The organism is Pseudonocardia xinjiangensis (assembly GCF_012911925.1).
Taxonomy (GTDB): domain Bacteria; phylum Actinomycetota; class Actinomycetes; order Mycobacteriales; family Pseudonocardiaceae; genus Pseudonocardia; species Pseudonocardia xinjiangensis.
In genome coordinates this window covers 13,558-39,944 of the sequence record NZ_JAAXKY010000061.1, presented here as the reverse complement: position 1 = coordinate 39,944, position 26,387 = coordinate 13,558, and the positions used below count along the sequence as shown (strand labels likewise).

General features: G+C 72.0%; 26 protein-coding genes. 6 read left to right on the top strand and 20 right to left on the bottom strand.

Going from position 1 to position 26,387, the window contains the following annotated elements:
• Window positions 1-1,037 (top strand): FAD-dependent tricarballylate dehydrogenase TcuA (gene tcuA, locus HF577_RS19170; protein WP_169397263.1); only part of this gene is annotated, 1,037 nt, incomplete at its 5' end.
• Window positions 1,038-1,110: 73 nt separating this feature from the next.
• Here the strand turns inward: tcuA and HF577_RS19165 are convergent.
• Both HF577_RS19165 and HF577_RS19160 read right to left on the bottom strand, forming a co-directional pair.
• Window positions 1,111-2,619: a GMC family oxidoreductase gene (locus HF577_RS19165; protein WP_211174501.1), complete on the bottom strand. Its 1,509-nt coding sequence runs from the start codon at window positions 2,617-2,619 to the stop codon at window positions 1,111-1,113.
• 41 nt (window positions 2,620-2,660) lie between these two features.
• Window positions 2,661-4,220 (bottom strand): GMC family oxidoreductase, encoded by a 1,560-nt coding sequence (locus HF577_RS19160; protein WP_169397261.1) that lies wholly within the window; start codon window positions 4,218-4,220, stop codon window positions 2,661-2,663.
• A 233-nt stretch (window positions 4,221-4,453) separates the two neighbouring features.
• On the opposite strand from HF577_RS19160, the gene HF577_RS19155 reads away from it, so the two are divergent.
• From HF577_RS19155 to HF577_RS19145, 3 genes are all read left to right on the top strand, one after another.
• On the top strand, window positions 4,454-5,377 hold the full coding sequence (locus HF577_RS19155; RefSeq protein WP_211174500.1) for an LLM class F420-dependent oxidoreductase: 924 nt from the start codon (window positions 4,454-4,456) through the stop codon (window positions 5,375-5,377).
• A gap of 105 nt (window positions 5,378-5,482) precedes the next feature.
• Window positions 5,483-6,388, top strand: coding sequence for an AMP-binding protein (locus tag HF577_RS19150; RefSeq protein WP_169397259.1), 906 nt, complete (start codon window positions 5,483-5,485; stop codon window positions 6,386-6,388).
• A gap of 67 nt (window positions 6,389-6,455) precedes the next feature.
• Entirely contained in the window at window positions 6,456-7,103 is a 648-nt protein-coding gene (locus HF577_RS19145; protein ID WP_312859232.1) for a DUF1707 SHOCT-like domain-containing protein, read from the top strand.
• 21 nt (window positions 7,104-7,124) lie between these two features.
• Here HF577_RS19145 and HF577_RS19140 read toward each other — a convergent pair whose 3' ends face one another.
• From HF577_RS19140 to HF577_RS19090, 11 genes are all read right to left on the bottom strand, one after another.
• Entirely contained in the window at window positions 7,125-8,207 is a 1,083-nt protein-coding gene (locus HF577_RS19140) for an aldo/keto reductase (RefSeq protein ID WP_169397258.1), read from the bottom strand.
• 239 nt (window positions 8,208-8,446) lie between these two features.
• A complete protein-coding gene (locus HF577_RS19135; RefSeq protein WP_169397257.1) occupies window positions 8,447-9,208 on the bottom strand; it encodes a carboxymuconolactone decarboxylase family protein in 762 nt (253 codons plus the stop codon).
• Entirely contained in the window at window positions 9,205-10,113 is a 909-nt protein-coding gene (locus HF577_RS19130) for an NAD(P)-dependent oxidoreductase (protein ID WP_211174499.1), read from the bottom strand. Before HF577_RS19130 ends, HF577_RS19135 begins: the two co-directional genes overlap by 4 nt.
• The gene (locus tag HF577_RS19125) at window positions 10,106-10,537 is read right to left on the bottom strand and encodes a carboxymuconolactone decarboxylase family protein (protein ID WP_246266653.1); all 432 of its coding nucleotides are present in this window, start codon (window positions 10,535-10,537) and stop codon (window positions 10,106-10,108) included. The genes HF577_RS19130 and HF577_RS19125 overlap by 8 nt, the downstream gene beginning before the upstream one ends.
• 11 nt (window positions 10,538-10,548) lie before the next feature.
• Window positions 10,549-10,959: a cupin domain-containing protein gene (locus HF577_RS19120; RefSeq protein ID WP_169397256.1), complete on the bottom strand. Its 411-nt coding sequence runs from the start codon at window positions 10,957-10,959 to the stop codon at window positions 10,549-10,551.
• 3 nt (window positions 10,960-10,962) lie between these two features.
• The gene (locus tag HF577_RS19115) at window positions 10,963-11,865 is read right to left on the bottom strand and encodes an NAD(P)-dependent oxidoreductase (RefSeq protein WP_169397255.1); all 903 of its coding nucleotides are present in this window, start codon (window positions 11,863-11,865) and stop codon (window positions 10,963-10,965) included.
• Complete coding sequence (locus HF577_RS19110) at window positions 11,862-12,716, bottom strand: N-acyl homoserine lactonase family protein (protein ID WP_169397254.1); 855 nt, start codon at window positions 12,714-12,716, stop codon at window positions 11,862-11,864. The genes HF577_RS19115 and HF577_RS19110 overlap by 4 nt, the downstream gene beginning before the upstream one ends.
• A gap of 19 nt (window positions 12,717-12,735) precedes the next feature.
• Window positions 12,736-14,112, bottom strand: a complete 1,377-nt coding sequence (locus HF577_RS19105) for an MFS transporter (RefSeq protein ID WP_246266651.1) — start codon at window positions 14,110-14,112, stop codon at window positions 12,736-12,738.
• A 59-nt stretch (window positions 14,113-14,171) separates the two neighbouring features.
• Window positions 14,172-15,017 (bottom strand): SDR family NAD(P)-dependent oxidoreductase, encoded by an 846-nt coding sequence (locus HF577_RS19100; RefSeq protein WP_169397253.1) that lies wholly within the window; start codon window positions 15,015-15,017, stop codon window positions 14,172-14,174.
• A gap of 188 nt (window positions 15,018-15,205) precedes the next feature.
• Entirely contained in the window at window positions 15,206-15,934 is a 729-nt protein-coding gene (locus HF577_RS19095; protein ID WP_211174498.1) for a GntR family transcriptional regulator, read from the bottom strand.
• Window positions 15,935-16,083: 149 nt separating this feature from the next.
• A complete protein-coding gene (locus tag HF577_RS19090) occupies window positions 16,084-16,773 on the bottom strand; it encodes a hemerythrin domain-containing protein (RefSeq protein WP_169397252.1) in 690 nt (229 codons plus the stop codon).
• Window positions 16,774-16,871: 98 nt separating this feature from the next.
• Between HF577_RS19090 and HF577_RS19085 the strand changes: the two genes are divergently transcribed.
• The gene (locus tag HF577_RS19085; RefSeq protein WP_169397251.1) at window positions 16,872-17,501 is read left to right on the top strand and encodes a TetR/AcrR family transcriptional regulator; all 630 of its coding nucleotides are present in this window, start codon (window positions 16,872-16,874) and stop codon (window positions 17,499-17,501) included.
• Here the strand turns inward: HF577_RS19085 and HF577_RS19080 are convergent.
• On the bottom strand, window positions 17,462-19,030 hold the full coding sequence (locus HF577_RS19080) for an MDR family MFS transporter (RefSeq protein WP_312859231.1): 1,569 nt from the start codon (window positions 19,028-19,030) through the stop codon (window positions 17,462-17,464). The genes HF577_RS19085 and HF577_RS19080 overlap by 40 nt on opposite strands.
• A 356-nt stretch (window positions 19,031-19,386) precedes the next feature.
• Here HF577_RS19080 and HF577_RS19075 point away from each other — a divergent pair, with 356 nt between their 5' ends.
• Window positions 19,387-20,178, top strand: coding sequence for a transporter substrate-binding domain-containing protein (locus HF577_RS19075; RefSeq protein WP_312859230.1), 792 nt, complete (start codon window positions 19,387-19,389; stop codon window positions 20,176-20,178).
• Here the strand turns inward: HF577_RS19075 and HF577_RS19070 are convergent.
• Genes HF577_RS19070 through HF577_RS19045 form a run of 6 tightly spaced genes read right to left on the bottom strand, consistent with a single transcriptional unit; the run spans window position 20,165 to window position 26,377 of the window.
• A complete protein-coding gene (locus HF577_RS19070) occupies window positions 20,165-21,178 on the bottom strand; it encodes an alpha-ketoacid dehydrogenase subunit beta (protein WP_169397250.1) in 1,014 nt (337 codons plus the stop codon). The genes HF577_RS19075 and HF577_RS19070 overlap by 14 nt on opposite strands.
• Window positions 21,175-22,167 carry a thiamine pyrophosphate-dependent dehydrogenase E1 component subunit alpha gene (locus HF577_RS19065; protein ID WP_169397249.1) on the bottom strand — a complete coding sequence of 331 codons (993 nt, stop codon included), beginning with the start codon at window positions 22,165-22,167 and terminating at the stop codon, window positions 21,175-21,177. The genes HF577_RS19070 and HF577_RS19065 overlap by 4 nt, the downstream gene beginning before the upstream one ends.
• A gap of 1 nt (window position 22,168) precedes the next feature.
• Window positions 22,169-23,158 carry an alpha-ketoacid dehydrogenase subunit beta gene (locus HF577_RS19060; protein WP_169397248.1) on the bottom strand — a complete coding sequence of 330 codons (990 nt, stop codon included), beginning with the start codon at window positions 23,156-23,158 and terminating at the stop codon, window positions 22,169-22,171.
• 11 nt (window positions 23,159-23,169) lie between these two features.
• Window positions 23,170-24,201, bottom strand: coding sequence for a thiamine pyrophosphate-dependent dehydrogenase E1 component subunit alpha (locus HF577_RS19055; RefSeq protein WP_169397247.1), 1,032 nt, complete (start codon window positions 24,199-24,201; stop codon window positions 23,170-23,172).
• Entirely contained in the window at window positions 24,198-25,067 is an 870-nt protein-coding gene (locus HF577_RS19050) for a sugar phosphate isomerase/epimerase family protein (RefSeq protein WP_169397246.1), read from the bottom strand. Before HF577_RS19050 ends, HF577_RS19055 begins: the two co-directional genes overlap by 4 nt.
• Window positions 25,064-26,377 (bottom strand): dihydrolipoamide acetyltransferase family protein, encoded by a 1,314-nt coding sequence (locus tag HF577_RS19045; RefSeq protein ID WP_211174497.1) that lies wholly within the window; start codon window positions 26,375-26,377, stop codon window positions 25,064-25,066. Before HF577_RS19045 ends, HF577_RS19050 begins: the two co-directional genes overlap by 4 nt.
• Window positions 26,378-26,387: the final 10 nt, after the last annotated feature.

The following is a 26,387-nucleotide window of genomic DNA, read 5'->3' as shown; positions in this document are numbered from 1 at the left end:
GGCTGGCGCTGGGGAGCACGGGCGGGGGCAAGGGCCTCGTCGAGCAGCACACGCAGGCGGCGGAGAAGGCCGGCGTCGAGATCCGGTACGGCGTGCGCGCCGGGGACCTGGTGCGCGACGCCGGGGCGGTCCGCGGCGTCACGTGGACCGACACGGCGGGCGCGAGCGGCACGGTGCGTGCCGGGTCGGTCGTCCTGGCCGCCGGCGGGTTCGAGGCCGACCCGCGGCTGCGCCGGGAACACCTCGGCGCGGGCTGGGAACGGGCCAAGGTGCGGGGCACCCCGCTCAACACCGGCGACATGCTCATCGCCGCGATCACCGCGGGCGCCGCCACCCACGGCGACTGGACCACCTGCCACAGCGTGGCGTGGGACGCCTGGTTCCCCGGCAACGAGAGCAACCGGAAGCTGACCAACCAGCTGACCCGGGGCGGCTACCCGCTCGGCATCGTCGTGAACAGCGACGGGGAGCGCTTCCTCGACGAGGGCGCCGACTTCCGCAACTACACCTACGCCGAGTACGGCGCCCGGATCCTCGCCCAGCCCGGCGGGCTCGCCTTTCAGCTCTTCGACGCCACCACGCGGTCCCGGCTGCGGACCGAGGAGTACGACATGCCCGGGGTGTCGGTCGTCGTCGGGCAGACGGTCGAGGAGCTGGCCGCCGGGATCGACGTGGACCCGGCCGCACTGCGCCGCACGGTGGACGGGTTCAACGCCGGGATCGACCGCGGCATCCCGCTCGACCTCGCCGTCAAGGACGGGCGGGCGGCCCGGGTCGAGCCCCCCAAGTCCAACTGGGCGAGCCCGCTGGAGACGCCGCCGTACTACGCGTTCCCGGTGACGTGCGGCATCACGTTCACCTTCGGCGGCCTGCGCGCCGACACCTGTGGCCGAGTCCTGGACGATGCCGGGGTGCCCGTGCCCGGCCTGTTCGTCTGCGGCGAGATGCTCGGTGGCCTGTTCAGCGGCAACTACCCCGGCGGCACCGGCCTGACCTCGGGAGCGGTGTTCGGCCGCCGCGCCGGGACGCTGGCCTGAGCGCGAGTCACCCGCGGAATCCGGGCGACTCGCGCACCCGGAACGGGCGACTCGCGCGCCGGAGACGGGGTGGTCAGGTTTCCCCGGTCATCAGGGCAGCCGCCCGTTCGGCGATGGCGAGGGTCGTGGCGTTCGTGTTCGCCGAGACGATCGACGGCATCACCGAGGCGTCGGCCACCCGGAGACCCTCGACGCCGTGCACCCGCAGTTCCAGGTCCACGACCGCGGCGTCGTCGACCCCGATGCGGCAGGTCCCCACCGGGTGGAAGAACGTCCTCAGGCTCCGCCGGACGAAGCCGACGCACGCCTCGTCGTCGTGCACGTCGGGGCCGGGGAACAGCTCCTGGTCGCGCCACGGCGAGAAGGCCGTCGCCTCCCCCACCTCCCGGGCCCGCCGCAGGCCGACGACCATGCGCTCGACGTCCCGCTGATCGGTGAGGTAGTTCGGGTCGATGAGGGGAGCGCCCCCGGGCTTCGCGCTGTTCAACCGCACCGAACCGCGGCTGAACGGCGTCATCAGCCCGAACCTCACTCCGAACCCGTCCCCCGTGCCGAGTGTCCCCGGCGGACCGGCCGGCGTGTCCACGAACAGCAGGTTCAGGTCGACCGGGCCGGCGGGGTCGCTGCGGAGCCGGACGTGCGGCTTGCGGACGAAGCTCGCCGCGCGGACGGGGCGCGTCGCGCCGTATCCCACCGTGGACATCGGATGGTCGTGCAGGTTCTCCCCCACCGCCGCCAGGTCGGCGACGACGTCGATGCCGGCGTCGCGCAGCTGGGCCGCCGGTCCGATCCCGGAGAGCAGGAGCAGCTGCGGCGAGCCGATCGCGCCCGCCGCCAGCACGACCTCCCGCTCCGCGGCGGCGGCGCGCAGCTCACCGTCCACCGTGTACTCGACGCCGCGGCAACGCCCCTCGTCGAGGACGAGCCGCCGCGCCTGCGCGCCCGTGACCACGTCGAGGTTGGGTCGGCCCAGAACCGGGGTCAGGTAGGCGTCGGCGGCGCTCTGCCGGGCCCCGCCCACGACGTTGTACTCGTTCCAGCCCACGCCGTCGTCGATGCCGTTGTTGAGGTCGTGCGCGGCCGGGTGGCCCACCTCGAGCGCGGCCTCGAACGCCGCCTCCCACAGGACGTGGTCCGTCTCGCCCTCCGCCACGGTCATCGGGCCGTCCATCCCCCGGTGGCGCGGGTCGCGGCCGTCCACCGCATGCTCGGTGCGCTTCAGGAACGGCAGCATCGACGCGTAGTCCCAGCCGGTCGCGCCGTCGGCAGCCCAGGCGTCGTAGCTGTCGCGATGACCCCGCGAGTGCATCATCGCGTTGATCGAGCTCGACCCACCGAGAACCTTCCCGCGCGGCCACGAATGGACCGAACCACCGGTACCCGGCTGTGGTGTGGTCTCGAACGCCCAGTCGGCCTCCGTCCCGAACAGGAGCGGCCAGCCCAACGGATCGGCCATGGCCGCCGGCCTGCCGGCTCCGCCCGCCTCGAGGAGCAGCACCCGCACTCCGGGGTCCTGGGACAACCGCGACGCGAGCACGCACCCGGCCGTCCCACCCCCGACGACGACGTAGTCGTGTGCCACCCGACTCTCCTCTCCTGCGCTCCCGGAGTTCTCCTGCCACGTCATGGACACACGTCGCGGAATTCGGCCACGGCGGAACAGCCATATGTGTCCATGACGCCCCCCAGCAGCGCCGCCGCCCGTTCGGCGATGGCGAGGACCGTGGCGTTCGTGTTGGTCGAGACGATCGACGGCATCACCGAGGCGTCGACGACCCGGAGGCCCTCGACACCGTGGACCCGCAGTTCCGGATCGACCACCGCTGCGGCGTCGACGCCGATCCGGCAGGTTCCGACGGCGTGGAAGAGCGTGCCGACGCATCGCCGCACGGCCTGGCGAAGCTCGTCGTCGCTGCGGGCCTCGGGGCCGGGAAGCACCTCCCGGTCCCGCCATGGCGACAGGGCCTTCGCCTCCCCCACCTCCCGCGCCCGGCGCAGCCCGGCGACCATGCGACCGACGTCCCGCTCGTCGGCCAGACAGTTCGGGTCGATGCGCGGCGGGCCCTCGGGGTTGGCGGGGTCCAACCGCACCGACCCGCGGCTGAGCGGCGTCATCAGCGCGTACCCCACCGTGAACCCGTCTCCGGTGCCCGGCCTCGCCCGGGGTTCGACAGGGTTGGCCAGGAAGATCATCTGCAGGTCGACCGGGAGGCTCGGGTCACTGCGGAACCGGACCTGCGGCCTGCGGGCGAACTGGGCGGCCCGCACGGGCACCGGTGAGCGGTAGGCCACGCCGGACTGCGGATGCTCGTGGAGGTTCTCCCCCACCCTGGGCAGGTCGGCGACCACGCCGATCCCGAGCTCGCGCAGCTGCGCCGACGGCCCGATCCCGGAGAGCAGCAGCAGCTGGGGCGAGCCGATGGTCCCCGCCGCCAGCACGACCTCCCGCCTCGCCTCGACGACGTGCCGTCCACCGTCCACCGCGTACTCCACGCCGCGGCAACGGCTCCCGTCCGTGACCAGCCGTCGCGCGTCGGCGCCGGTGACCACGTCGAGGTTGGACCGGTCCAGGACCGGGGCCAGATAGGCGTCGGCAGCGCTCTGGCGGGCACCGTCCAGGACGTTGTACTCGGCCCACCCGACCCCCTCTCCCGCGCCGTCGTTGAGATCGTCGGCCACGGCATGGCCCGCCTCGACCGCAGCCTCGAACGCGGCGTCCCACAGCGGCTCCTCGGCCGTGCCCGGGGCCACCGCCAACGGCCCGTCCATCCCCCGGCAGCGGGGGTCGCGGCCGGCCACCGCGCGCTCGGTCCGCTTGAGGAACGGCAGCATCGACGCGTAGTCCCAGCCCGCTGCACCGGCCGCCGCCGCCCACGCGTCGTAGCTGTCGCGATGAGCCCGCGCGTGCAGCGACGCGTTGATCGCGCTGGACCCGCCGAGAACCTTTCCCCGCGGCCACGGCAGCACCGCGCCGCCGAGCGCCTGCTGCGGGACGGTCGTGTACGCCCAGTCGACCTCCGTGCCCCGCAGCGTCGACCACGCCCCCGGATCGGCCATCGCCGCGGGCCCGGTGCGGGCGCCCGCTTCGAGGAGGAGTACCCGTACCACCGGATCCTCGGTCAACCGCGCCGCGAGCACGCACCCGGCCGTGCCACCACCGACCACGACGTAGTCGTATTCCACACGTTCCCCCTCACCACCGATGCGCTTCGGCCCGGCAACGAATTCACAGTGCCACCGGGCCGATGGCAGTAATAGCGATCGGTGGCGCCGGTCACCGCCGGGACGGGCTCACCGCGTCATGGCCACATATCGCGCAATCTCGCCGCATCGGGCAGCCATATGTGTCCATGACGCTGAGTCCGCTCCGCGTGAACGACGTTGTGGGGCGCCGCCCCACCGGGCAGGGTGTCCGAATGCTGCGTGACTTCCGGTTCTCCTTCAACGTCTTCGGCATCCCGTCCCGTCAGGATCTGCAGGAGCTCTGCCGGCGCGGGGAGAGCGCGGGGTTCCACACGGTCTTCGCCGCCGACCACCTCGGGGCACCGGCGCCGTTCCCGGTGCTGGTGGCGGCGGCCGACGCCACCGAACGCCTGCGGGTGGGCACACTCGTGCTGAACGCCCCGTTCTGGAACCCGGCATTGCTGGCCCGCGAGGTGGCCAGCACCGACATCCTCACCGACGGCCGGCTGGAGCTCGGGCTCGGCGCGGGGCACATGAAGTGGGAGTTCGACGCCGCCGGCATCCCCTGGACGTCCTTCGGCTCACGCGCCCGGACCCTGGAGAAGACGATCACCGAGCTGGAGCGGCTCTTCTCCGGCGACCTGGCCGCGCTCCCGGGCGGCACCGCGCCGCAACCGGTGCAGCGCAGCGGCTTCGGTGGGTCCGGGCCGCCGCTGATCGTCGGCGGCACGGGCGACCGCGTGCTGACGATCGCCGCACGCCACGCCGACATCATCGGCGTCGCCGGCGCCTACCAGGTGGCCGGGCGCCCGCCGGGGACGTTCCGGCTGGCCACCGCGGCGGAGACCAACGAGCGGATGCGGTTCGTGCGGGGGCTGGCAGGAGAGCGCAGCGGGCACATCGAGTGGCACCTGCTGGTGCAGATGGTGGTGCCCACGACCGACCGGCGATCCACGGCCGAGGACATCATCAGCAGGTTCGGCACGGAGACGACCGCCGACGAGGCGTTGGAGATGCCGTACCTGCTGATCGGCACGCCCGAGCAGATGGCCGAACAGCTGGTGGCGGCCCGGGAGCGCTGGGGGTTCTCCTACGTCACCGTGCACGAGCCGTACCGGGAGGCGTTCGAGCCGGTGGTGGAACGCCTCAGGTCGTAACGCGACACCATTCACAATCCAGGAAATACGCCGTCATCGACGTCATCCATGCTTTCCTCTGTTATCTGATGGCGCCACCGGACCCGGCTTCACTATTCTGATTCGATGACGGCCGGAAAAATCAGCTTCGCCGCCGCATTGGAACTGCGCCCCACAGATTCGGACATCGAGAGGTTCCGGGCACTCGGGGCCTGGCGCAAGGAGAGTGCGCTCGACGACCTCGCCCGGTGGCGGGACGAGAAGCCGGACGCCATCGCTGTCGTCGCCCACGAGGCAGGCTCAGGCATGGTGCGGTTGACCTACCGCGAGTACGCGGAGTGGGTGGACCGGTTCGCGGGCGCCCTCTACGAGCTCGGCCTGCGGCCCGGCCAGGTGGTGGCGATCCAGCTGCCGAACCGGTGGCAGGTGCCCGCGTTGCTGCTGGCGTGCGCGCGGATCGGCGCGGTCCTCGCGCCGGTGATGACCACGATCCGCGCTCGCGAGCTGGAGCGGGTGCTGCACCGCACGGGCGCGCAGGTCTGCATCACCATCGACCGCTGGGCCGGTTTCGACCATGCAGCGGCGCTCGCGGAGGTGGCCGGTCGCCTGCCCGCGCTGCGGCACCGGGTCGTGCTGGGCGACGCCGCCGAGGACGAGGTCGACGTCACCCGGCATTTCCAGTCGGCCCCCTGGGACGTCACGCACGCGGACGCCCTGCGGGCGCTCACCCCCGACCCGGACCGGGTGGGCCTGGTGCTGTTCACCTCCGGTACCAGTGGGGAGCCGAAGGCGGCGCTGCGCACCCTCAACAGCGTGCACTCGTTGATCGCCACCTCTGTCGCCTCCCACGGCGGGGACTCGTCCGACGTTCTCGCGACGTCGTCCCCGCTGACCCATCTGGGTGGCATCCTCTGCGTCATCCTCCGCGCGTTGTTCCTCGGGGGAACGGCGGCGTTCATGGACGACTGGGAGCCCGCGGGTGGGCTGGCGCTGCGCCGCTGGCTGCGCGGCGAGGCGGAGCTGCCCGCGTAGGCATCGGCGGCCGGCCGACCGCTGATCGGTTGATGACCATTGCCGGGTTGCTCGCTACGGTCTGCGCGTGCCCGATCATGTCCCCGACCCACGGTCCCTGCGCGTGTCCGACGCGGAGCGCGAACACGTCGTCGAACTGCTGCAGCGCGCCACGGGTGCCGGCCTGCTCGATCTCGACGAGTTCACCCGGCGGGTGGACGCGGCGCTGGCCGCGCGCACCCGGGGAGAGCTGAACGTGGTGCTGCTCGACCTGCCGGGCATGGCGCACCCGGAACAACCCGCCGCCACCGGCACGCGGCACCGTTCCCCGGTGCGGCCGCAGTCGACGTCCGATGCGGTGATCACCTCGGGCTCCACCGAGCTGCGCAGCGTCCTCGGCTCCCTCACCCGGCGCGGCGAGTGGGACGTGCCTGCCCGGCTGGTGGTCCGGACGAAGGTGGGGTCGACCGAGCTCGACTTCACGAAGGCCCGGATCCCGCACGACGTCGTCGAGATCGAGCTGGACGTGGTGGCCGGCTCGGTCGAAATGCGGATGCCGTACGGCGCCCGCGTCGAGCACCACGAGGTGCAGTCGGTGCTCAGCAGCATCGAGGACAAGAGGCGCGCCGGCTCAGACGGCACCCCCGGCCCGACCTTCCGGCTCACCGGCTCCGTGCGCGCCGGCTCGGTGGAGATCCGCTCACCGAAGCGGCGCTGGTGGCACGGCGACGAGTAGGGGCTACTCGGTCACGGAACCTCAGTAGCGGACGTCGCTCTGCAGCAGCGGCGGGTACACGGTGGAGGCCACACCGTCCACAGTGGCTCCCGCGAACTGCAGCATCGCGCGCTGCGCGCCGTGCATCGGTGCCGGGTAGTTCAAGGCCGGGGCCGAGACCTCGTCCAGCACGCGGAGGTGTTCAGGGGTGAGGGTCACCTCCAGTGCGGCGAGGTTGTTCTCGAGGTGCTCCACCCGCCGGGCACCGAGGATGGGCACGACGGTGCCTTCGCGGGCCAGCAGCCAGGCCAGCGACACCGCCGCGGACGTGGTCCCGAGCTCGTCGGCGACCGCGGCGACCGCATCGATGACCGTGAACTCGTCCTCGCCGGGGCCGCCGACGAAGGCCGTGCGCGCGGAGTCGCTGACCTGCGTGCCGCGGCGGTACTTGCCCGACAGGAAGCCGTTCCTCAGCGGGCTCCACGGAACCAGCGCCATGCCCTGGTCGAGCGCGAGCGGTGCGAGTTCGCCCTCGACGGTGCGGGCCAGCAGCGAGTACTCCACCTGGAGCGCGATCAGCGGCGTCCAGCCCTTCAGCAGCGCCGTGGTCTGGGCCTGGGCGGTGAACCACCCCGGGGTGTTGGAGAACCCGATGTAGCGGATCTTCCCCGCCCGTACCAGGTCGTCGAGGGTGCGCAGCGTCTCCTCGACCGGGGTGTGGCGGTCCCAGTTGTGCAGCCAGTACAGGTCGAGATGGTCGGTGCGCAGGCGGCGCAGGGTCTCGTCGAGCTGGGCGACGATCGACCCACGCCCCGCTCCCCCGCCGTTGGGGTCACCGGGGAAGAGGTTGCCGAAGAACTTCGACGCCAGCACCACGTGCTCGCGCCGGCCGGGACGGGCGGCGAAGAAGTCGCCGAGGATCTTCTCCGAGTGGCCGTTGGTGTAGAAGTTCGCCGTGTCGACGAAGTTCCCGCCGAGGTCCAGATAGGTCGCGAGGATCTTCTCCGACTCATCGACGCCGGTACCGGCACCGCCGGGATCCTCCCCGAAGGTCATCGCGCCGAGCGCGAGCGGGCTGACCCGCAGCCCGGAACGGCCGAGGGTGACGTAGTGGTCGAGAGGCATGCGCACGGCTCCAGCGGGTGTCGGAATGGTGAGACCATGCAAGCGCGAGCGACCTGGTCTGCGGTAGACCGATACGCGCGAGGTCTTGCCCGATCCTCTCGACTCCGACCCGCTGCCACGTGGCCGCCCGCACCCGAAACGGGCGACTCACGCACCCGGAACGGGCGACTCGCCGACGACCACAGGAGCGTGGGGCGCCGACCGGCTCGACCGTCCCCCGGTGCCGAGCCGGCCGGCAGTCACCGGGGAGCGGCCTGGGTCAGCTCGGCGAGGATGGGGGCTGCGGTCGTCGCGGCATGGATACCGATCACGCTGACGATCGCGAGCACCTCCATGATCTCCCCGGCCGTCGCTCCGAGCCGGACCGCGTTCTGCATGTGCAGCTTCAGCCCTGGCACGTAGAGGTGGGTGGCCGAGGCGTCGAACGCGATGTAGATGAGCTCCTTGATCTTCGGCGGCAGGGTCCCGGTCTTCCAGGGCACCGAGGAGAACTCGATGTAGGCCTCGAACAGGTCGGGGTCGAGCTCGAGCAGGCCGTCCCAGAAGGTGTGCCAGTAGCCGCGGTTGGCCGTGAACTCGGCCTTGAGCCGCTCGCGGCGCTCGTCGAGCGGGGCAGGGCCGTCCCGCAGCCCCTCCTCCTCCAGCACCTCCAGCAGCAGTGGCACGCCGATGTTGCTGGCGTGGATGCCGAGCGTGCTGGTGAGCTCGATGACCTCCATGATCTCCTGCGGCGTGGCGCCGTGCTCCAGCGCGGCGGCCACGTGCTGGCGGATCCCGGGCACGTAGAGGTGCGTCGCCGCGGCGTCGGCGGCGATGTAGACGAACTCCTTGACCTTGGGCTCGAGGTGGGACTCCCCGGTCCAGGGCACGGCGGAGAAGTGCAGGTAGGCCCGGACGAACGGCGGGTCGAGCTCCAGCATCCGCTCCCACGCGTCACCCCAGGTGCCGCGCACCTTGATGAACTCGTCCTTGATCTCCTGCTGCTCTGCGGTCAGCGTCATGGGGTGCTCCTCGGATCGGGATCCGTCGCCTCGCCGGCCCGCAGCCAGCGCACGATCTCGGTGTGGTCGGCATCAGGGGGGAGTGCCGTGGCCGCCTCGCCCCAGAGCTCGACGGTGCGGCCGATGAGCGCGGACGGCGCGCCCGTCGCCTCGGCCAGGCCCAGCGCGATGCGGATGTCCTTGACCATCAGCGCGAGCGCGAAGCCGGAGTCGTAGGTCTCGGGCACCACGAAGTTGGGCCACTTGTTCTCGGTGGAGCCGCTGCGCCCGCTCGAGGAGTTCACCGCGTCGAGCATCACGGAGGGGTCGAGGCCGAAGCGTTCCCCGGCCAGCAACGCCTCGGAGCTCGCGAGCAGGTGGGCCGCGGACATCAGGTTGTTGAGCGCCTTCAGCGCGTGGCCCGCGCCGACGGGGCCGACGTGGCGGACCCGGCCGAGGAGCGCCAGCAGCGGCTCGACACCTGCGACCGCGTCGTCCGGGCCGCCGACCATGATCGTCAAGGTGCCCTTGGTGGCGCCGGAGACCCCACCGGACACCGGCGCGTCGATCATGGTGGCGCCCCGGGCGGCCACCTGCTCGGCGAGCGCCCGGGTGCGCATCGGCTCCGAGGAGCCCATGTCCACCAGCACCGTGTCGGGGGTGAGCGCGTCGAGCAGCCCGTCGGCCAGCACGGCCTCGACGATGTCCGAGTTCGGCAGCATCAGCACCACGACCGACGGCCCGGCCGCCACGACCTCAGCCGGCTTGTCGACGACCGTGACGACGTCGGCGAGCGCCTCCCGGGGGCCGGGGGCCGCGTCGTGGGCGCGCACCGCCACGCCGGCAGCGACGAGCCGCCGCACCATGGGGTCGCCCATCCGGCCCAATCCCACGAACCCGACGGGCCCCACCGGCAGCTCAGACACGACCGGTCCCGTTCCGCTCCGCCGCAAGCTCGCCGAGCACGCGCTCGGCCACCCGGAAGGACTCCAGCGCGGCGGGCGCACCGCAGTAGGCCGCGGCCTGCAGGAGCGCCTCCTGGATCTCCACCTCGGTGCACCCGTTGGTGACGGCGCCCCGGACGTGGACGCCCAGCTCGTGGTTGCGGTTCAGCGCCGTGAGCATCACGAGGTTGAGCAGGCTGCGGGTGCGCCGGTCCAGGCCGGGCCGGCTCCAGATCTCCCCCCAGGCCGTGCGGGTGACGTACTCCTGCACGGGCCGGGCGAAGTCGCTCACCCCGGCCAGCGACCGGTCGACGTGGGCGTCGCCCAGCACCTCGCGCCGGATCGCCAGCCCCTGCTCGTAGCGCCCGTCGGTCGTCGCTCCGCTGGTCATCGCATCGCTGGTCATCGCATCCCCGGTCATCGCTGCCCTTCCAGCGCCACCAGGGCGCGGTACTCGTTCTCGTCCACCTCGTCCAGCCACACGGTCGGGCCGAGCGACACGGCCAGGTGCGTCATCACGGTGTCCACCGTGCCGCCGTGCCAGTGCCGCTCGCCCGGGGGCACCCAGACCACGTCCCCGGCCCGGATCACCTCCGGCTGTTCGCCGTGCGTGCAGACCCATCCCCGGCCGGCCGTCACCACGAGGATCTGGCCGCCGGTGTGGTGGTGCCAGTAGGTGCGCGCGCCGGGGGTGAAGGTCACCGAGTTGATCGTGTTGCCCTCGGCGGTGGTGGGCAGCACCGGGTCACCCCAGACGGTGCCGGTGAAGGTCTCCGTGCGGGACTGGGTGGGGGTGGAGTCGGGGGCGCGGCCCCGGACGATCTGCATGGGTCATTCCTCCGTCTTGTCGTGGACGCGGGTCCCCCCGGCGACGTCACCGATGGCGTCCACCACCCGGTTGCTGATCTGGTCGCCGTAGCCGAGGCTCTCGGCCAGCCCGAAGCTCGCCAGCGGCCCTGCCGCGTTGAGGCTGGGCACCCCGAGCTTGCCGATGAGGTCGACGTAGAGCGCCACGTCCTTGGTCATCAGCCGCCCGGTCAGCCCGCCTTCGAGGTAGTCGCCCTGCACGATCCGCGGGAACCGGTTGAGCGTCGCGAAGTTGACCCCGCTGCTGCTGTTGATCACCTCGAGCAGCTGGCTCAGGTCGAGCCCGGCACGCCGGCCCGCGACCATCACCTCGGCCGAGGCCGCGAGGCTCACCGCATTGAGGAAGTTGTTGAGCAGCTTCGCGGTGTGCCCGGCCCCCGAGGCGCCCATGTGGTGCACGTGCGCGGCGATCGGCTCGAACACCCATCCGATCTCGGCAAGCGCATCGGCGTCGCCGCCCGCCATGATCGTCAAGGTGCCCTTGTCGGCGGCGGCAGCTCCCCCGGAGATGCCGGCGTCGAGATAGCGGACCCCCACCGCCGCCGCCTCGGCGTGCAGCGCGACCGTCGAGGACGGCGCCGCCGTGGACAGGTCGACGATCGTGGTCCCGGCCGCGGCGCCGGCGAGCACCCCGCTCGGACCGCGGACGACCGCCTCGACGACGTGGCTGTCGGGCAGCGACATCAGGACCACCTCGGACGCCCTGGCCACCTCGGCCGGGTCACCGAGCGGCGTCGCGCCCACCGTCTCGACCCGGCCGGCCTGCGCGTCGAACCCCACCACCGGGATCCCGGCGTCGACCAGGCGGCGCGCCATCCGGCCACCCATGTTGCCCAGCCCGACCACTCCCACCGTCGGAGCGCTCATGACACCACCACTTCCTCTGCTTGCGTCCTCGTCCTGCCGGCGACCCGCACGACGAGGTCGGTGAGATCACCGGGCATGTCGGGCAGCCGGCCCGGGAACCGGTCGGGCACCGCGGCGTCGTGGCCCGCCAGGAGCAGCCGGCCCGGGTCGGCGGACATCTCGCGCAACAGGTCGAAGCCGCGGTACATGTCGACCAGGTCCGCCACCACGAAGAACGGACGGTCGCGTTCGAGCTCCTCGTAGAAGTGCAGCGCGTCGGCGGCCAGGATCACCGCGCCCGGTCCGCCGTCCTCGCCGTCGACGGCGACCTGGGCCACGAGCTGGCCCGGGGTGTGCCCTCCGACGACGACCAGCTCGAACCCGGGCGCGAGGTCGAGGGTCTTCTCGACCAGCCGCAGCCTGCCCTGCTCCCCCGCAGCGGCGAGCCGGTCGAGCTCGATCGCCTCCGTGGAGTGCGCGAACTGGGGGCGAGCGGCGTACGGGCCGGTCCAGAACTCGTACTCCCGGCGGGCGATGACGATCTCCGCGGCCGGGAAGCGCTCCAGGTTCCCGATGTGGTCGTAGTGCGCGTGCGTGACGACGAGCTGGCTGACCGAGCCCGGGTCGATGCCGAGCGCCATGAGCGCGTCACCCGGGTCGGCGAGCTGGGTACGGCCCCGCCGCCGCCCGGCCTCGGCGCTGAACCCGCAGTCGACCACGATCGTGCGCTCTCCGTCGCGGACGACCCAGAAGAAGTAGTCCATCGGCAGGTCCTCGTCGGGCTCGCCGTAGACGTGGAAGTTCAGATAGTTCTCCGCCTTGCGCGCGAGCCTGGTCCCGTAGCGGACCGCCAGCACCTCGTACCCACTCATCAGAATCTCCTGCGTTCGTTCATCGGGTCGATCCTGCGGCGACGGCCGCATCGGCGTCCAACCCACGGCCGACGGTCTCGGGGAGCCACCGGGCCAGTGCGACGGTGCCGAGAACGGCGACGACGACCATGTACAGCGCGGGCAGGGTGCTGCTCCCGGTGCCCGCGGCGATGGCGGCCGCGATCAGGGGGCCCGGGCCGCCGATGAGGGCGAGCCCCAGGTTGAACCCGATCGCGCTGGACGTGGAGCGGGTCTGGGCCGGGAACAGCTCCACGAGCATGCACACGGTGGTGACGCTGACCATCGACTGGAACACCGAGAACAGCACCATGCCACCGACCACGCCCGCGGCGGTGCCGGTGCCCATCAGCGCGAACGCCGGCACGCTCACGATCGCAAGCCCGGCACCGCCCGCGAGGTTCACCCGGCGCCTGCCCACCCGGTCGCTCAGTGCCCCCGCCACCGGGCACAGCGCCGCGTAGACCAGGAGCCCGATGGCGACGAGCACCAGGGCGCGGGACTGCGGCAGCTTGACGGTGGCGGTGAGGAAGCTGATCACGTAGGTGGCGAGATAGTAGAAGCCGAGGCCCTGCACGCTGGAGAACGCGAAGGTGAGCGCGATCGCCCGCACGTCGCGTCCGGCGCGCCGCACCGGGGCGGTGCTGACCGCTCCCGCCTGCACCAGCCGCTGGAACACCGGCGTCTCGTCGATCCGCAACCGGATCCAGGTGCCGACCAGCGTGAGCGGCACCGCGACGAGGAACGGGACCCGCCATCCCCACGACAGCATCTGCTCCGGGGTGAGGCTCAGTTCGAGCGCGAGGACCAGCAGGCCGCCGAAGGCGGTGGCGAGGGCGGCGGTCGCGGAGACCACGCTCGCGAAGCGACCCCGGCGGTTCGTCGGCGTGTGCTCGACGAGGAACGCCGCCGACCCGGTCCACTCCGCCCCCGCGGAGAAACCCTGCAGGCAGCGCAGCAGCACCAGCAGGATCGGCGCGAGGACCCCCGCCTCCGCGTAGGTGGGCAGCACCCCGATCAGGGTGGTGGACAGGCCCATCAGGCCGATCGACAGCGTGAGCAGCGCCCGGCGCCCGCGCCGGTCACCCATCGCTCCGAGCACGAGGCCGCCGAGCGGCCGCATGAAGAACGCCACGCCGAAGACGGCCAGGGAGGCCAGCAGCGAGGCGGCCGGGCTCACGCCGGGGAAGAAGAGGCGCCCGAGGGTGGCGGCGAGGAAGCCGTAGATGGCGAAGTCGAACCACTCCGTGAAGTTGCCGACGGCCGTGGCCAGAGCGACGACGCGGCGGGCCTTCCCGAGATCCGCCTCCGGGTCCTGGACACCCTGCGCCATCGCACTCTCCTCGGTGAGCAGTCGACCGTCGTGGTCGATTGACATACTGTCAGACAATCTGTGGGCGCGCACAGCGCCCGGGTGACGCGGTCGAGCGTCGCCAGCTAGACGCGGCCCGCCGTGGGAGCGGTGCGGGCGTCGAGCGCGGCCGTGTCCCATGCACCGGCACCGCCGGAGGGACGCACGCTGTTGACGATCGACGCGCCGCCGTCGACCGAGACGGCCTCGCCGGTCATGTAGGCGGCGTCGTCGCTGAGCAGGAAGGCCACGACGGACGCGATCTCCTCCGGGCTGCCCGCCCGGCGCAGCGGGGTGGTCGAGGCGCGCTGCACCATGTCGGCGCTGCCGCCCGGACCATCCCCCGAGCCGAAGAGTGCGGTGGGGACGATGCCGGGCGCCACGGCGTTGACCCGCACGCCCAGCGGGCCGCCGTACACCGCGGCGTTGCGCATCAGCCCCAGCACGCCGTGCTTCGAGGCGTGATAGGGCAGCAGGTCAGAGCTGCCGCGCAGGCTCGCGATGGACGCCGTGATGACGATCGCGCCCGCGCTGCTCTGCAGGAAGTACTGCCGGAACGCGGCGCGGAGCCCGAGGAACGTCCCCCGCATGTTCACCGCGATCACCCGGTCGAACTCCTCGACGCCGAGATCGGGCAGGGCCGTCGGGGTGCCGGGGATCCCGGCGTTGAGGTGGTGCAGGTCGACCCGCCCGAACCGGTCCACCGCGGCATCCATGTACCGCTCGACGTCCTCCTCGCGGGAGACGTCGGCCGCGACGCCGATGGCCTCGCCCTCGAGACGGGCGGCCAGCGCCGACGCGGCGTCGCCGTCGAGGTCGACCAGCACGACGGAGGCGCCCTCACGCGAGAGCCGCGCCGCCGTGGCACCACCGATCCCGCCGGCGGCACCGGTGACGACCGCGACTCGACCTGTGAGAGATCCGACCGGCATACCCACTCCTCAGTTCGCAACGCTCGCCTGACTGTATGACAATCGGACGAGCACTGCCAACCGAGATCGTCCGACCGGCGGACCGGGGTGGACCGGATGTCGGCGACCCGCGACCGGCCGGCCCAGTGGGGGTCGTCCGAGTGGGGTCGGCCCGCGGGAGGGACCCAGCGCCCGGCAGGGCCGGAACGTCAGCTGGTGGCGGCCACGAGCGCGTGCGAGGAGTGGCGGATCGCCTCGATACCGGTGCGGGCCGCGGCCCGGACGTGCGTGACCATGGCGTCGGCCGCGGCGCCCGCTTCCCTGGCCTCGACGGCTTCGACGAGAACCCGTAGCTCGGCCACAGCCTCCGGAGGGCGGGCGGGACCGGACGACAGCGAGCTCGCCCGCAGCAGGCTCACCCGGGCGTGCAGCTGGGACAGGCTCGCCCGCAACGCCGAGTTGCCCGCGCCGGTGAGCAGCACCTCGTACAGCACGTCCTTGGCCTTGAGCACGGCCACCGTGCCCTCCCGCCGCTCGACCACGCTCTCGAGCTGGGTGAACGCCCGGCGCAGTGCGACCACCTGGGCGTCGGACGCCCGCTCGACGAACTTCTTCACGAGGTGCCCCTCGAGGACCTCGCGCAGCTCGTAGAGCTCCTCCGCCTCCTCGGGCGACAGGGCGACGACGACAGCGCCCTTCTGCGGGATGGTCTTGACCAGCCCCTCGGCGGCGAGCTCGCGCAGCACCTCGCGGATCGTCGTACGGGAGACCCCGGTCATGTCGATCAGCTCGCGCTCGATGAGGCGTTGGCCGGGGGCGAAGCGGAAGCTGAGGATGGCCTCGCGCAGCACGTCGAGCACCTGGCTGCGGAGGGGGGCGGCCACCCGGCCGATCTGCGCGGCGAGACTCGTCACCTGCTCGCTCCCGGCTTCGCTCACCGGCTCAGCGTACGGCATGATCGTCATACAGGGAGCGGATATCCGGTTCGGGCCGTTCGGACGAACACCCAGGATCGGACACGAGCCCACCATAGCGCCGAAGATCAGTCGCGCGCCAACGCGGCGCAGATCCGGCGGCGCGCCCCGCTCTACGCCACCCCGAGCGCCTTGCGGCGCGCGTGGTAGCGGCGCAGCAGCACCGGGCGCAGCCAGCGCACCGGCGGCGGGAAGTTCGCCACGATGGCGTCATAGCCCGGGGCGGGCGTGGGATCGGAGAGGAGCCCGAGTACCAGGTCCGGACCGGACTTGGGGGCCGCCGCCACGATCGCCGCCCGCAGCGTGCGGATCTCGGCCGCGGACACCTGGGGGAACAGTGCGCGCAGCACGGGCTCCTCGTCGTCCAGGTGCTCGCCGAGGGCGTCGCGGCAGACGACGGCCTTCGGGTATCCCGTGGTCGCGGCGACCTGCACCGCCGCCCGGCGCTCCGCCGGAGTGCGGGCCGCGCCGAGCGCGCCGATGGCCTCCGACAGCGCGGTCAGGTTCGCGTCGAGCTCCTCGTGCTCCTGCGTGAGCCGGGTCAGGTCGTCGGCGGAGCCGGGGAAGAGCCGGCGCAGCAGCGGCCAGAACTGCGCGTCCTCGCTCCGGTGGTGATGGTGCAGGAAGCCGTTGTGCCACTGCGCCACGGAGACGAGCGCCCGGACGTCCACGGGACCGTCGTCCGCCAGCACCTTCAGCGACTGCGCGATCAGCTCCGACCCGCGCCGCAGGATCGTGTGCACGGCCAGCAGTTCGTCGTACATGCGCAGGCCCTCGGCAGGGTCGGGCTGCAGAGCGGTCATGGAGCACCTCGGATCAGGACGGGCAGCGGCGAGACAGTTTCAGGTGAACGGTAATGCAATCAATACCCTACGCCTGCATCGACCCCTAGACTCCGGGCATGGCTTCGACGCGCTCCTACCGCTCGCCGCGCCGGGAGAGCGACGCGGCCGACACGCGCCGCGACATCCTGCGCGGCGCCCGCGATCTCTTCGCGGCACAGGGCTACGCCCGCGTCACCGTGGCCGACATCGCCAGGCACGCTGGCATCGCCGTCAAGACGGTGTACGCGAGCGCGGGCACGAAGGCCGACATCCTCACGGAGCTGCTGACCGACGCCGTCCAGAACGCGGGCGCGCAGGAGACCCTCGCCGAGGTGCTGCGGAGCGAGGATCTCGACGCGGCCATGCGAGCGCTGGCCCGCGGCACGCGCACGGGCAACGAGGCGCACCACGAGACCATCCAGATCATGTTCTCGTCGATGGCGGGCAGCGACATCGCCGAGGAGATCTGGCACCGGTCCACGGACTACTACCGGGACACCCTCCGCCGCGTCGCCGAGCACCTCCACACCCGGGGGCTGCTCGCTCCCGGCCTGGGCGTGGACGCGGCAGCCGACCGCCTCTGGTTCTGCTTCGGGATCACCGCCTGGCGCACCCTCGTCGCGGACTGCGGGTGGAGCTACGACGAGGCCGAGCGGTGGCTGTGCCGTCAGGCCGTCGGGATGCTGGGCGACGCCGCCCGCGCCTGAGCGTCCTCGGGGAAGGTCAGCTCCGTGGTCTTGCGCGGCATCAGCAGCACGGCCCCCACGATGACGACGCTGATCACGAACATCACCAGGAACACGTTGTGCGTGGCGTCGTAGAGGGCGCTGCGGACGAACGCGTCGACCGGCGAGGCCGGGTCGAGGTGCCCGCCCAGCACGAGGCTGGTGGCGTCGGCGCTCGGTGGCAGGTGCCCGGCCACCGCGGCCGGCGGGTGCGCGAAGCGGTTCGCGAGCGTGGCGTTGGCGATCGCCCCGAGGACAGCCACGCCGATGGCGCTGCCCATCGAGCGGTTGAACATGTTGGTGCCGGTCACCACTCCACGCCGGTTCCAGCCGACCGTCGACTGCACGGCGACCAGGGTGGGGACCGACGCGAGGCCCAGACCGACACCGAGCACGAAGGCCGCGCCCGCGGCCTCCCACACCGTCGCCCCGATCGGCAGCAGGGCGATCAGCAGCGCCCCGATGACGACGAAGACGCTCCCGATGAGTGCGGTGTCCCGGAAGCCGAGCCGCATGTAGATGCGCCCGGCCTGGGACGCCGAGAGGGGCCACCCGACGGTCATCGCCCCGAGCGTCAGGCCGGCGACGAGCGCGCCGGTTCCCAGTACGCCTTCGGCGAAGGTGGGCAGGTAGGAGCTCATCCCGATCAGCAGAGCCCCGATGACGAGCGACGCCAGGTTTCCGCCCACCAGCGTGCGCTTGCTGAACACCCACAGCGGCACCACGGGCTCGACGGCCCGCCGCTCGACGAACACGAAGGCGATCAGCATCGCGGCGCTGATGGCGAAGATCAGGACGCCCTGCACCGAGCCCCATCCCCAGGCCACGCCACCTTCGAGCAGCCCGAGGATCAGCAGCGAGCAGCCGAGGGTGAGCAAGGCGGCGCCCAGGTAGTCGATGCGGCGCTTGCGCCGCTCGACCGTCTCGGTGAACTTGAGGACCAGCACCACCACGGCGATCGCGCCGACGGGGACGTTGACGTAGAAGATCCACCGCCACGAGAGGTACTCGGCGAAGACCCCGCCGAGGGTCGGCCCGATCACCGACGCCATGGCCCACACGGTGGCGAGGTAGCCCTGGACCTTGCCGCGTTCCTCCACCGTGTACTGGTCGCCGACGATCGTCATGCTGATCGGCTGGACGGCTCCCGCCCCGATCCCCTGGATGGCCCGGGAGATGATCAGGACGGGCATGCTCCATGCCGCGCCGCAGAGCACCGAGCCGAGCAGGAACACCGCGATGCCCCAGAGCATCACCGGCTTGCGGCCCAGGACGTCCGCGAACTTGCCGTAGAGCGGGACGGTCACCGCCTGGGTGAGGAGGTAGATCGAGAACAGCCAGGGGAACTGTTCGAAGCCCCCGAGGTCGGTCACGATGGACGGGACGGCCGTGGCGATGATCGTGCTGTCCAGCGCCACGAGACCGGTGCCGAGCATCACCGCGAGGAGGACCGGCCCGCGCTCCGAGCGGAAGCCGATCCCCTTCGTGCCGGAGGGGACCACACTGGTCACTGCAGGAACTCCTTGGAGGACGTCGGAGAGCAGGAAGCTGAGAACGCCCGCTTCTAGTTCGCAATGCTAGTTATTTTAGGGTCCGGTCGCGTTCCCCTCCGGTCCGGAGTGGCGCGACACACCCCGACGGCACTCCACGGCACATCCAGGGCGTTCCGGTCCAGCACGGACACCGTGCCCACCCGTTGGACCACTGAGTGGAACAGTGAGCGGCGTCATAGCCGGGCCAATCCCCCAGTTGAGGGCGTCGACGCCGCCGGGCGGCCCGAATTGCGCAGTTGTTGTTCCAGCCGCCGGCGCACGGACTGCTAGGTATCGATCTCATGAAAAGTCCGTGGGGTAGGTGCGCCTTTGCCGTGACGGCCGCAGTCGTTGCGACGCTGGCCGCAGCGTGTGGTTCGACGGCGTCGGCCGCGGCGCCCGCACAAGCGCCGAACCTGAACGACATCGTCAAGCAGGGCACCGTCCGGGTCTGCAGCACCGGGGACTACCGCCCGTTCACCTATCGCGATCCGCAGGGGCAGTGGAGCGGGATCGACATCGAGATGGCCCAGAACATGGCCCAGCGCCTGGGCGTCAAGCTGGACCTCGTCCCGACGACGTGGGGCACCATGCTGGGCGACCTCGGCACGAAGTGCGACATGGCGATGGGGGGTATCAGCGTCACCCTCGATCGCGCGCAGCACGCGCTCTACAGCGCCCCCTACCTGCGCGACGGCAAGGCGGCCATCGTCCGCTGCGCCGACCGCTCGAAGTATCCGACATTGGCCAGGATCGACCAGCCCGGAGTGCGCGTCGTCGTGAACCCGGATGGCACCAACGCCGATTTCGACAAGGCGAACATCCATCACGCCACGGTCGTGGACTTCCCGGACAACAACACCATCTTCAGCCAGCTCCTCGACAACAAGGCAGACGTGATGATCACGGACGCCAGTGAGGTGCGGTGGCAGACGAAGGCGAACCCACAGCTCTGCGGGGAGAGCCTTGACCATCCCTTCACGTTCGAGCAGAAGGCCTATCTGATCCCGCAGAGCGATCCGGTCATGCAGCAATGGGTCGACGAGTGGCTGAACATCGCGCAGAACGACGGCACGTACGCGGCGATCAGCCAGAAATGGACGGGTCAGGTGATCAGTGCGACGTGAGATCCGCACCGGGGTCACTGCGGCCGAGCGTCGCGAGCACGGCGGCTCGCACCTCGGCCGCACCCGGCAGGTACGCGTCCTCCAGGTGCGGGCTGACCGGGATCGGCTGGAACGGCGCGCCGACGCGCTCGATCGGCGCGTCGAGGTCGTCGAAGCCCGCATGCTGGACGGCCGCGGCGATCTCGGCACCGAAGCCGCCGTGCTGCACCGCCTCGTGCGCCACGACCAGCCGGTTGGTGCGCCGGACCGACTCCAGGATCGTCTCCAGGTCGAGCGGGACGAGCGTGCGCGGGTCGATCACCTCCACCTCGATGCCCTCGGCAGCGAGCGTCTCGGCCGCCGCGAGTGCCTCGTGCACCAGCCGCGACAGCGCGACGACGGTGACGTCACGGCCGGGACGCAGGATCGCCGCCTTGCCGATCGGGACCGGCTCGATACAGGCGGGCACGGTCTCCTTGCGGAAGTACAGCGTCTTGTTCTCGACCACCACGACGGGCCCGGGGTCGGCGATCGCGCTGGCCAGGAGCCCGGCAGCGTCGACGGCCCGGCTGGGCATCACGACCGTCAGGCCCGGCACGTGGGTCAGCCAGCTCTCCATGCTCTGCGAGTGCTGCGCCCCCGACCGGTGCCCCGCGCCGCCCTGCGTGCGCAGCACCATCGGGACGGTCAGCTGGCCGCCCGACATGAAGTGCGCCTTCGCCGCCTGGTTGACCAGTTGGTCCAGCGCGAGGGTGATGAAGTCGATGTACATGATCTCCAGCACCGGCCGCAGGCCGGACTGCGCCGCCCCGACGGCGATCCCGCAGATCGCGGCCTCGCTGATGGGGGTGTCGAGCACGCGCTCGGTGCCGAACTCGTCGACGAGCCCGGCCGTCGTCGTGAACGGCCCGCCCGCCGTGACGTCCTCCCCGATCACGAACACGGTGGGGTCGACGCGCATGGCGTCGCCGATCGCGCCGGCGACGGCCGCCGCGTAGGTCGTCTCGTGCGTCTCACTCATGACTTTCCTCCGGCCCGCACCAGCGACGCCGCCAGCGCCTCGTCGGGGAACGGGCTGCGCCGCGCCGCCTCCACGGCCTCGTCCACCTCGGTCCGCGCCGCCGCTTCGAACTCCGCAGGGTCGCCATCGGCCAGCCAGCCGTCCGCGGCGCCCTGGCGCTGCAGCCGCAGGATCGGGTCCTTCTCCTGCCACTCCGCCTTCGAGACGGCCTCGCGGTAGCGGTCGGGGTCGCCCTCGTAGTGCCCGCGCAGCCGGTGGGTGAGGCACTCCAGCAGCGCAGGCCCCTCCCCCGCCCGGACGCCGGCGAGCATCCGCCCGAACACCGACCGGACGGCGGCGAACTCGTTGCCGTCCACGGTCTCGCGCGGCAGGTCGTACGGGGCGACGACGTCGCTCACCCGCTCGACGTTCGTGTGTGCCGAGCGCGGGCTGAACTCGGCGAAGCCGTTGTTCTCGCACACGAACACCACCGGCAGCTTCCACAGCGTCGCGATGTTGATCGACTCGTTGAACTGGCCTGCCTGCACCGCGCCGTCGCCGAAGAACACCACGGCGACCGCGTCGCCGCCCCGCATCCGGGCGGCGAGCGCGCTGCCCAGCGCCATCGGGATGTTGCCCCCGACCACGCCGGTGGCCCCGAGCATCCCGTGCTCGACGTCCACGAGGTGCATCGAGCCGCCGAGCCCCTTGCACAGCCCGCCGACCCGTCCCATCAGCTCCGCGAGCAGGGCCGGCAGCGGGGCACCCTTGGCGAGGGTGTGCCCGTGGGCGCGGTGCCCGCTGTAGACGGCGTCGTCGTCGCGCAGCTGACCGCAGACGGCGGCGGCCACGCCCTCCTGCCCGACGGACAGGTGGATCAGGCCGTGCACCTCCCCGGCCCGCTTGAGCTGCCCGACACGTTCCTCCATGGCCCGGATCCGCCACATGAGGCGCAGGGCGTCCCTGAGCTGATCCGGGCTGGGCTGATCGGGACCGGTCGTTCCACTCACGTCAGGCCACGACTCCCGCGCCGAGCACCTGCCGGACGGCGGCGACGATCTTGCCGGTGTCCGGGAGGATGAAGTCCTCCATCGGCTTCGAGTACGGGATCGACGCGTCCAGTGCCGTGACCTGCACGATCGGCGCCCGCAGCGACGAGAACCCGTGCTCGGCCACCTCGGCGGCGATCACTGCCGACACCGACGAGTGCCGGGTGGCCTGGTCGACGAGCACGAGCCGGCCGGTCTTCGCCACCGACGTCAGCACCGTGGCGGTGTCCAGCGGAGCGATCGTGCGAGGGTCGATGACCTCGGCGCTCACCCCCTCGGCGGCAAGCTGCTCGGCCGCGCCCAGGGCGTGGCCGACGGTCCACCCGGTGGCCACGAGCGTGACGTCGGCGCCCTCGCGACGGACGACCGCCTGCCCGAACGGCACCAGGTGCTCGCCCTCCGGCACCGGGCCCTTCTCCAGGGTCAGCAGGTAGTGGTGCAGGAACAGCACCGGGTTGTCGTCGCGGATCGCCGTGGCCATCAGCCCCTTGGCGTCGGCAGGCGTGGACGGCAGGGCCACCTTGAGACCGGGGATGCCCATGAACATCCCGTAGATGGAGCCGGTGTGCTGCCCGGCCCAGCCGGCGGTGAAGCCGTAGCCCGCCTTCAGCACGAGCGGCGCCTTCACCTGGCCCCCGGACATGTAGTGGAACCGGTTCGCCTCGTTGACGACCTGGTCCATGGCCACGAGCAGGAACTCGGCCATCGTGCAGTCGACGACCGGCCGCTTGCCGGCGAGCGCGGCGCCCGCCGCCATGCCGATCTCGGCGGTCTCGGAGATCGGGGTGACACGCACGCGGCCGTCCCCGAAGGCCTTCACGAACGGGTCCTCGGGGTTGTTGCCGACGCTCTGGCCGAAGAACACGACGTCCTCGTCGCGGGCCATCTCCTGGTGGATCGCCTCGTTGATCGCGGCGATGTAGGGAATCTCGCGGGTCGTCTCGTTCGTCATGTCGGGCTCCCTCAGGCGTAGACGTAGGTGAGCGCCTCGTGGGGCTCGGGGAACGGGCTCTCCAGCCCGAAGTCGACGGCGTGCTGCATCTCCGCCTGAGCCGCCTGGGCGATCTCGGCCGCCCGCTCGGCGGTGAGCGCACCGGTCTCGACGAGGTGCGCCCGGAACCGCGGGATCGGGTCGCCGCGCTTGGCGGCCTCGTACTCCTCCACCGCGCCGTACTTGGAGATGGCCTCGTGCTCCGGGTAGTGCAGCGGCACCCCGGGCGGGGCGATCGAGTTGCCGTGCGCGGACAGGCGGTAGACGAGCGACTCGATCAGCGTGGGGCCCTCCCCCGCGCGGGCCCGGTCCACCGCGGTCGCGACGGCCTCGTGCACGGCCAGCGGGTCGGAGCCGTCCACCGTCACGCCGGGGATGCTGTAGGCCTTCGCCTTCATCGACAGCGGCTCGCCCGCCGCGGCGTTGGCGTCCTCCTGCTCGGTGCGCACCGTCGCGGAGAAGCTGTTGTTCTCCATGATGAAGACCACCGGCAGCTTCCACACCGCGGCGATGTTCAGCGACTCGTGGAACGCCCCCTGCTTGGACGCGCCGTCGCCGAAGAACGTGAGCACCACCTCGCCGCGGCCGCGCAGCTGGGCCGCGTAGGCGGCGCCGGTGCCCTGGGGGATGTTCTGCCCGACGATCCCGGACGTGCCCAGGAAGCCGCGCGCGGGGTCGGCAAGGTGCATCGACCCCCCGTAGCCCTTGCAGATGCCACCCGCGCGCCCGTAGATCTCGGCCATCATCGCGGCGGTGTCGCTGCCCAGGGCGATCGGGTAGCCGTGGCAGCGGTAGGTGGCGAACACCTGGTCACCGTCGCGGATCGCGCCCACGGAACCCACGATGGACGCCTCGGCGCCGTCGGCGAGGTGCGTGTGCCCGCGGATCACCCCGGGGTGCTCGGCGAACGTCCGCTTCACCCGCTCCTCGAACTCCCGGATGCGCACCATCTGCGAGTACAGCTCGACGAGCCGTTCCGCCGGGATGCCGTTCGCACCGCTCATGCCTTCAGTCCCTTCTCGATCTGGGCAGTGGAGGTCTCGACCGTCCGCCGGAACATCTCCGGCAGCGGCAGGGCGCGCAGTGCGTCGGACAGCACCTCGACACCCCATGGGCCGGCGTAGCCGAGGTCGGCCAGCGCCCGGACGTAGCCGGGGATGTCGAACTCGCCCTCGCCGGGCAGCCGGCGGAAACGCGTGGTCTCGTGCGTGTGGTCGGGCATGTTCTCCTGCATGCCGTCGCTGAGCTCCACGTACGTGAGCAGGTGGCGCGGGATCGCCCGCAGGTCGTCCGGGGAGATCGCCATCTTGCCCAGGTGCCACGTGTCGATCGCGATGCCGCCGTTGGGTGCCCCGGCCCCACCCACGATCTGCAGCACCGCCTCCAGCGAGGCCGCGTTGACGTCGAAGGGCATCAGCTCGTAGGTCAGCGGAGCGGCGTGGCGGTCCGCCGCGTCGGCGCACAGCTCGCCGAACGCCTCGGTGAGCCGGTCGATCGTCGCCGGCGTCCGCTGCAGGTTGCCGATCTTGATGTGATGGGCGTCGAGCGCGGCGGCGGCGTCGAACAGCAGGTCGCGCTGGCCGTCGGACGCCGCGCGCTTCTCGTCGCCCCGCGGGACGAACCAGTCGTTGAGGAACTCCAGCTCCAGATGCACCAACCCGTTGTCGTCGAAGATCTGCTTGATCTCGGCCAGGGTGTAGCGCTCCAGCAGGTGCTCGAGGTCGGTGTGCCAGAGGCCGAGACCGCTCATGCCGACGCGCTTCGCCTCGGCGCACCGGTCCGGCCAGTCGAACAGGCTCCACTCGCGGCCGGTCCGGATCTCGACCGGTCCTGCCGTGGTCCAGTAGGCGCCCAGGATGTCGACGCTCATGCACGCTCCTCACTCGTCGTCGGGTGGTCGAGCAGCAGGGCGAGCGGCCGTTCCAGCAGCTCGACGAGGCGGCGCAGGAACCGCGCCGACTCCGCCCCGTCGAGCACGCGGTGGTCGCTGGTCAGGGTGAGGGTGAGGACCGGACGGAACTGCACCTCGCCGTCGATCTCGCGGGGCAGCCTGCGCAGCGCCCCGACGGCGAGGATCGCCGCCTGCGGCGGGTTGATCACGGCCTCGAAGACGGTGACCCCGAACATGCCGAGGTTGGACACCGTGAACGTGGCGCCCTCCAGGTCGGCGGGGCCGATCCGGCCGCTGCGAGCCAGCTCGGCCAGCTCGCGCGTGCGGACCGCGATCGAGGTGAGCGACCGGCGGTCGGCGTCGGTGACCGTGGGCACCAGCAGCGCCTCGGGCGTGTCCACGGCGACGCCGATGTTCACGCGCTCGAACATCGCGACCGTGCCCTCGCGGTAGGACGCGTTGACCCGCGGGTGCTCCCACAGCGCCCGGCCGCTGGCCGCCACCACGAGGTCGGTGACGGTCGGGACGGCGGTGGCGTCCCCGAGGTCGGCGATCCCGGAGCGCAGCTCCAGCGCCCGGGTCATGTCCACCTCTGCGGTGAGCGGGAACGAGGGCACCGTGGCGGCCGACTCGGCCATCCGGTCGGCCGTCAGCCGCCGGGCCCGCGACAGCTCGACGAGCGTGACCCCTCCGCGCAGGTCGGGGCCGCTCCCGCCGGCAGGCGCGGAACCGTTGAGTGCGGCCGCCGGGGCCGCAGCGGCCGCGGTGGCCGCGGCCGCCGCCTCGATGTCCGCGCGCACGATCCGGCCGCCGGGACCGGTCCCCCGCACCCCGGCGAGGTCGACACCGAGCTCCTTCGCCCGGCGACGCGCCAGCGGCGAGGTCGGCACCCGGTTCGCCCGGCGCGCCGGGGCGGTGGCCGCAGCGGGCGGGTCCACGGAGACCGGAGGCGCGGGGGCCGAAGGCGCGGGAGCCGGGGCCGCGGGAGGCGGATCGGCAACCAGGCCCGCGGCGACCGGGGGCCCGGTATCCGCTGCGGGCGACCCACCGACCCGGGCGATGACCGCACCGACCGGAAGGGTCGCGCCTTCCTCGGCCAGGATCTCGAGCACCCCACCGGCATCGGCCTCGAAGCTCACCGTCGCCTTGTCGGTCTCGATCTCCGCGAGCTCGTCGCCGCGCTCGACCGCCGCACCCGAGGCGTGCAGCCAGCGGACGATCGTGCCCTCGGACATCGACTCCGACAGCCTCGGCATGCGCACGTCGAGCACGCCGTCGGAGTCACCCACGCGCGTTCAC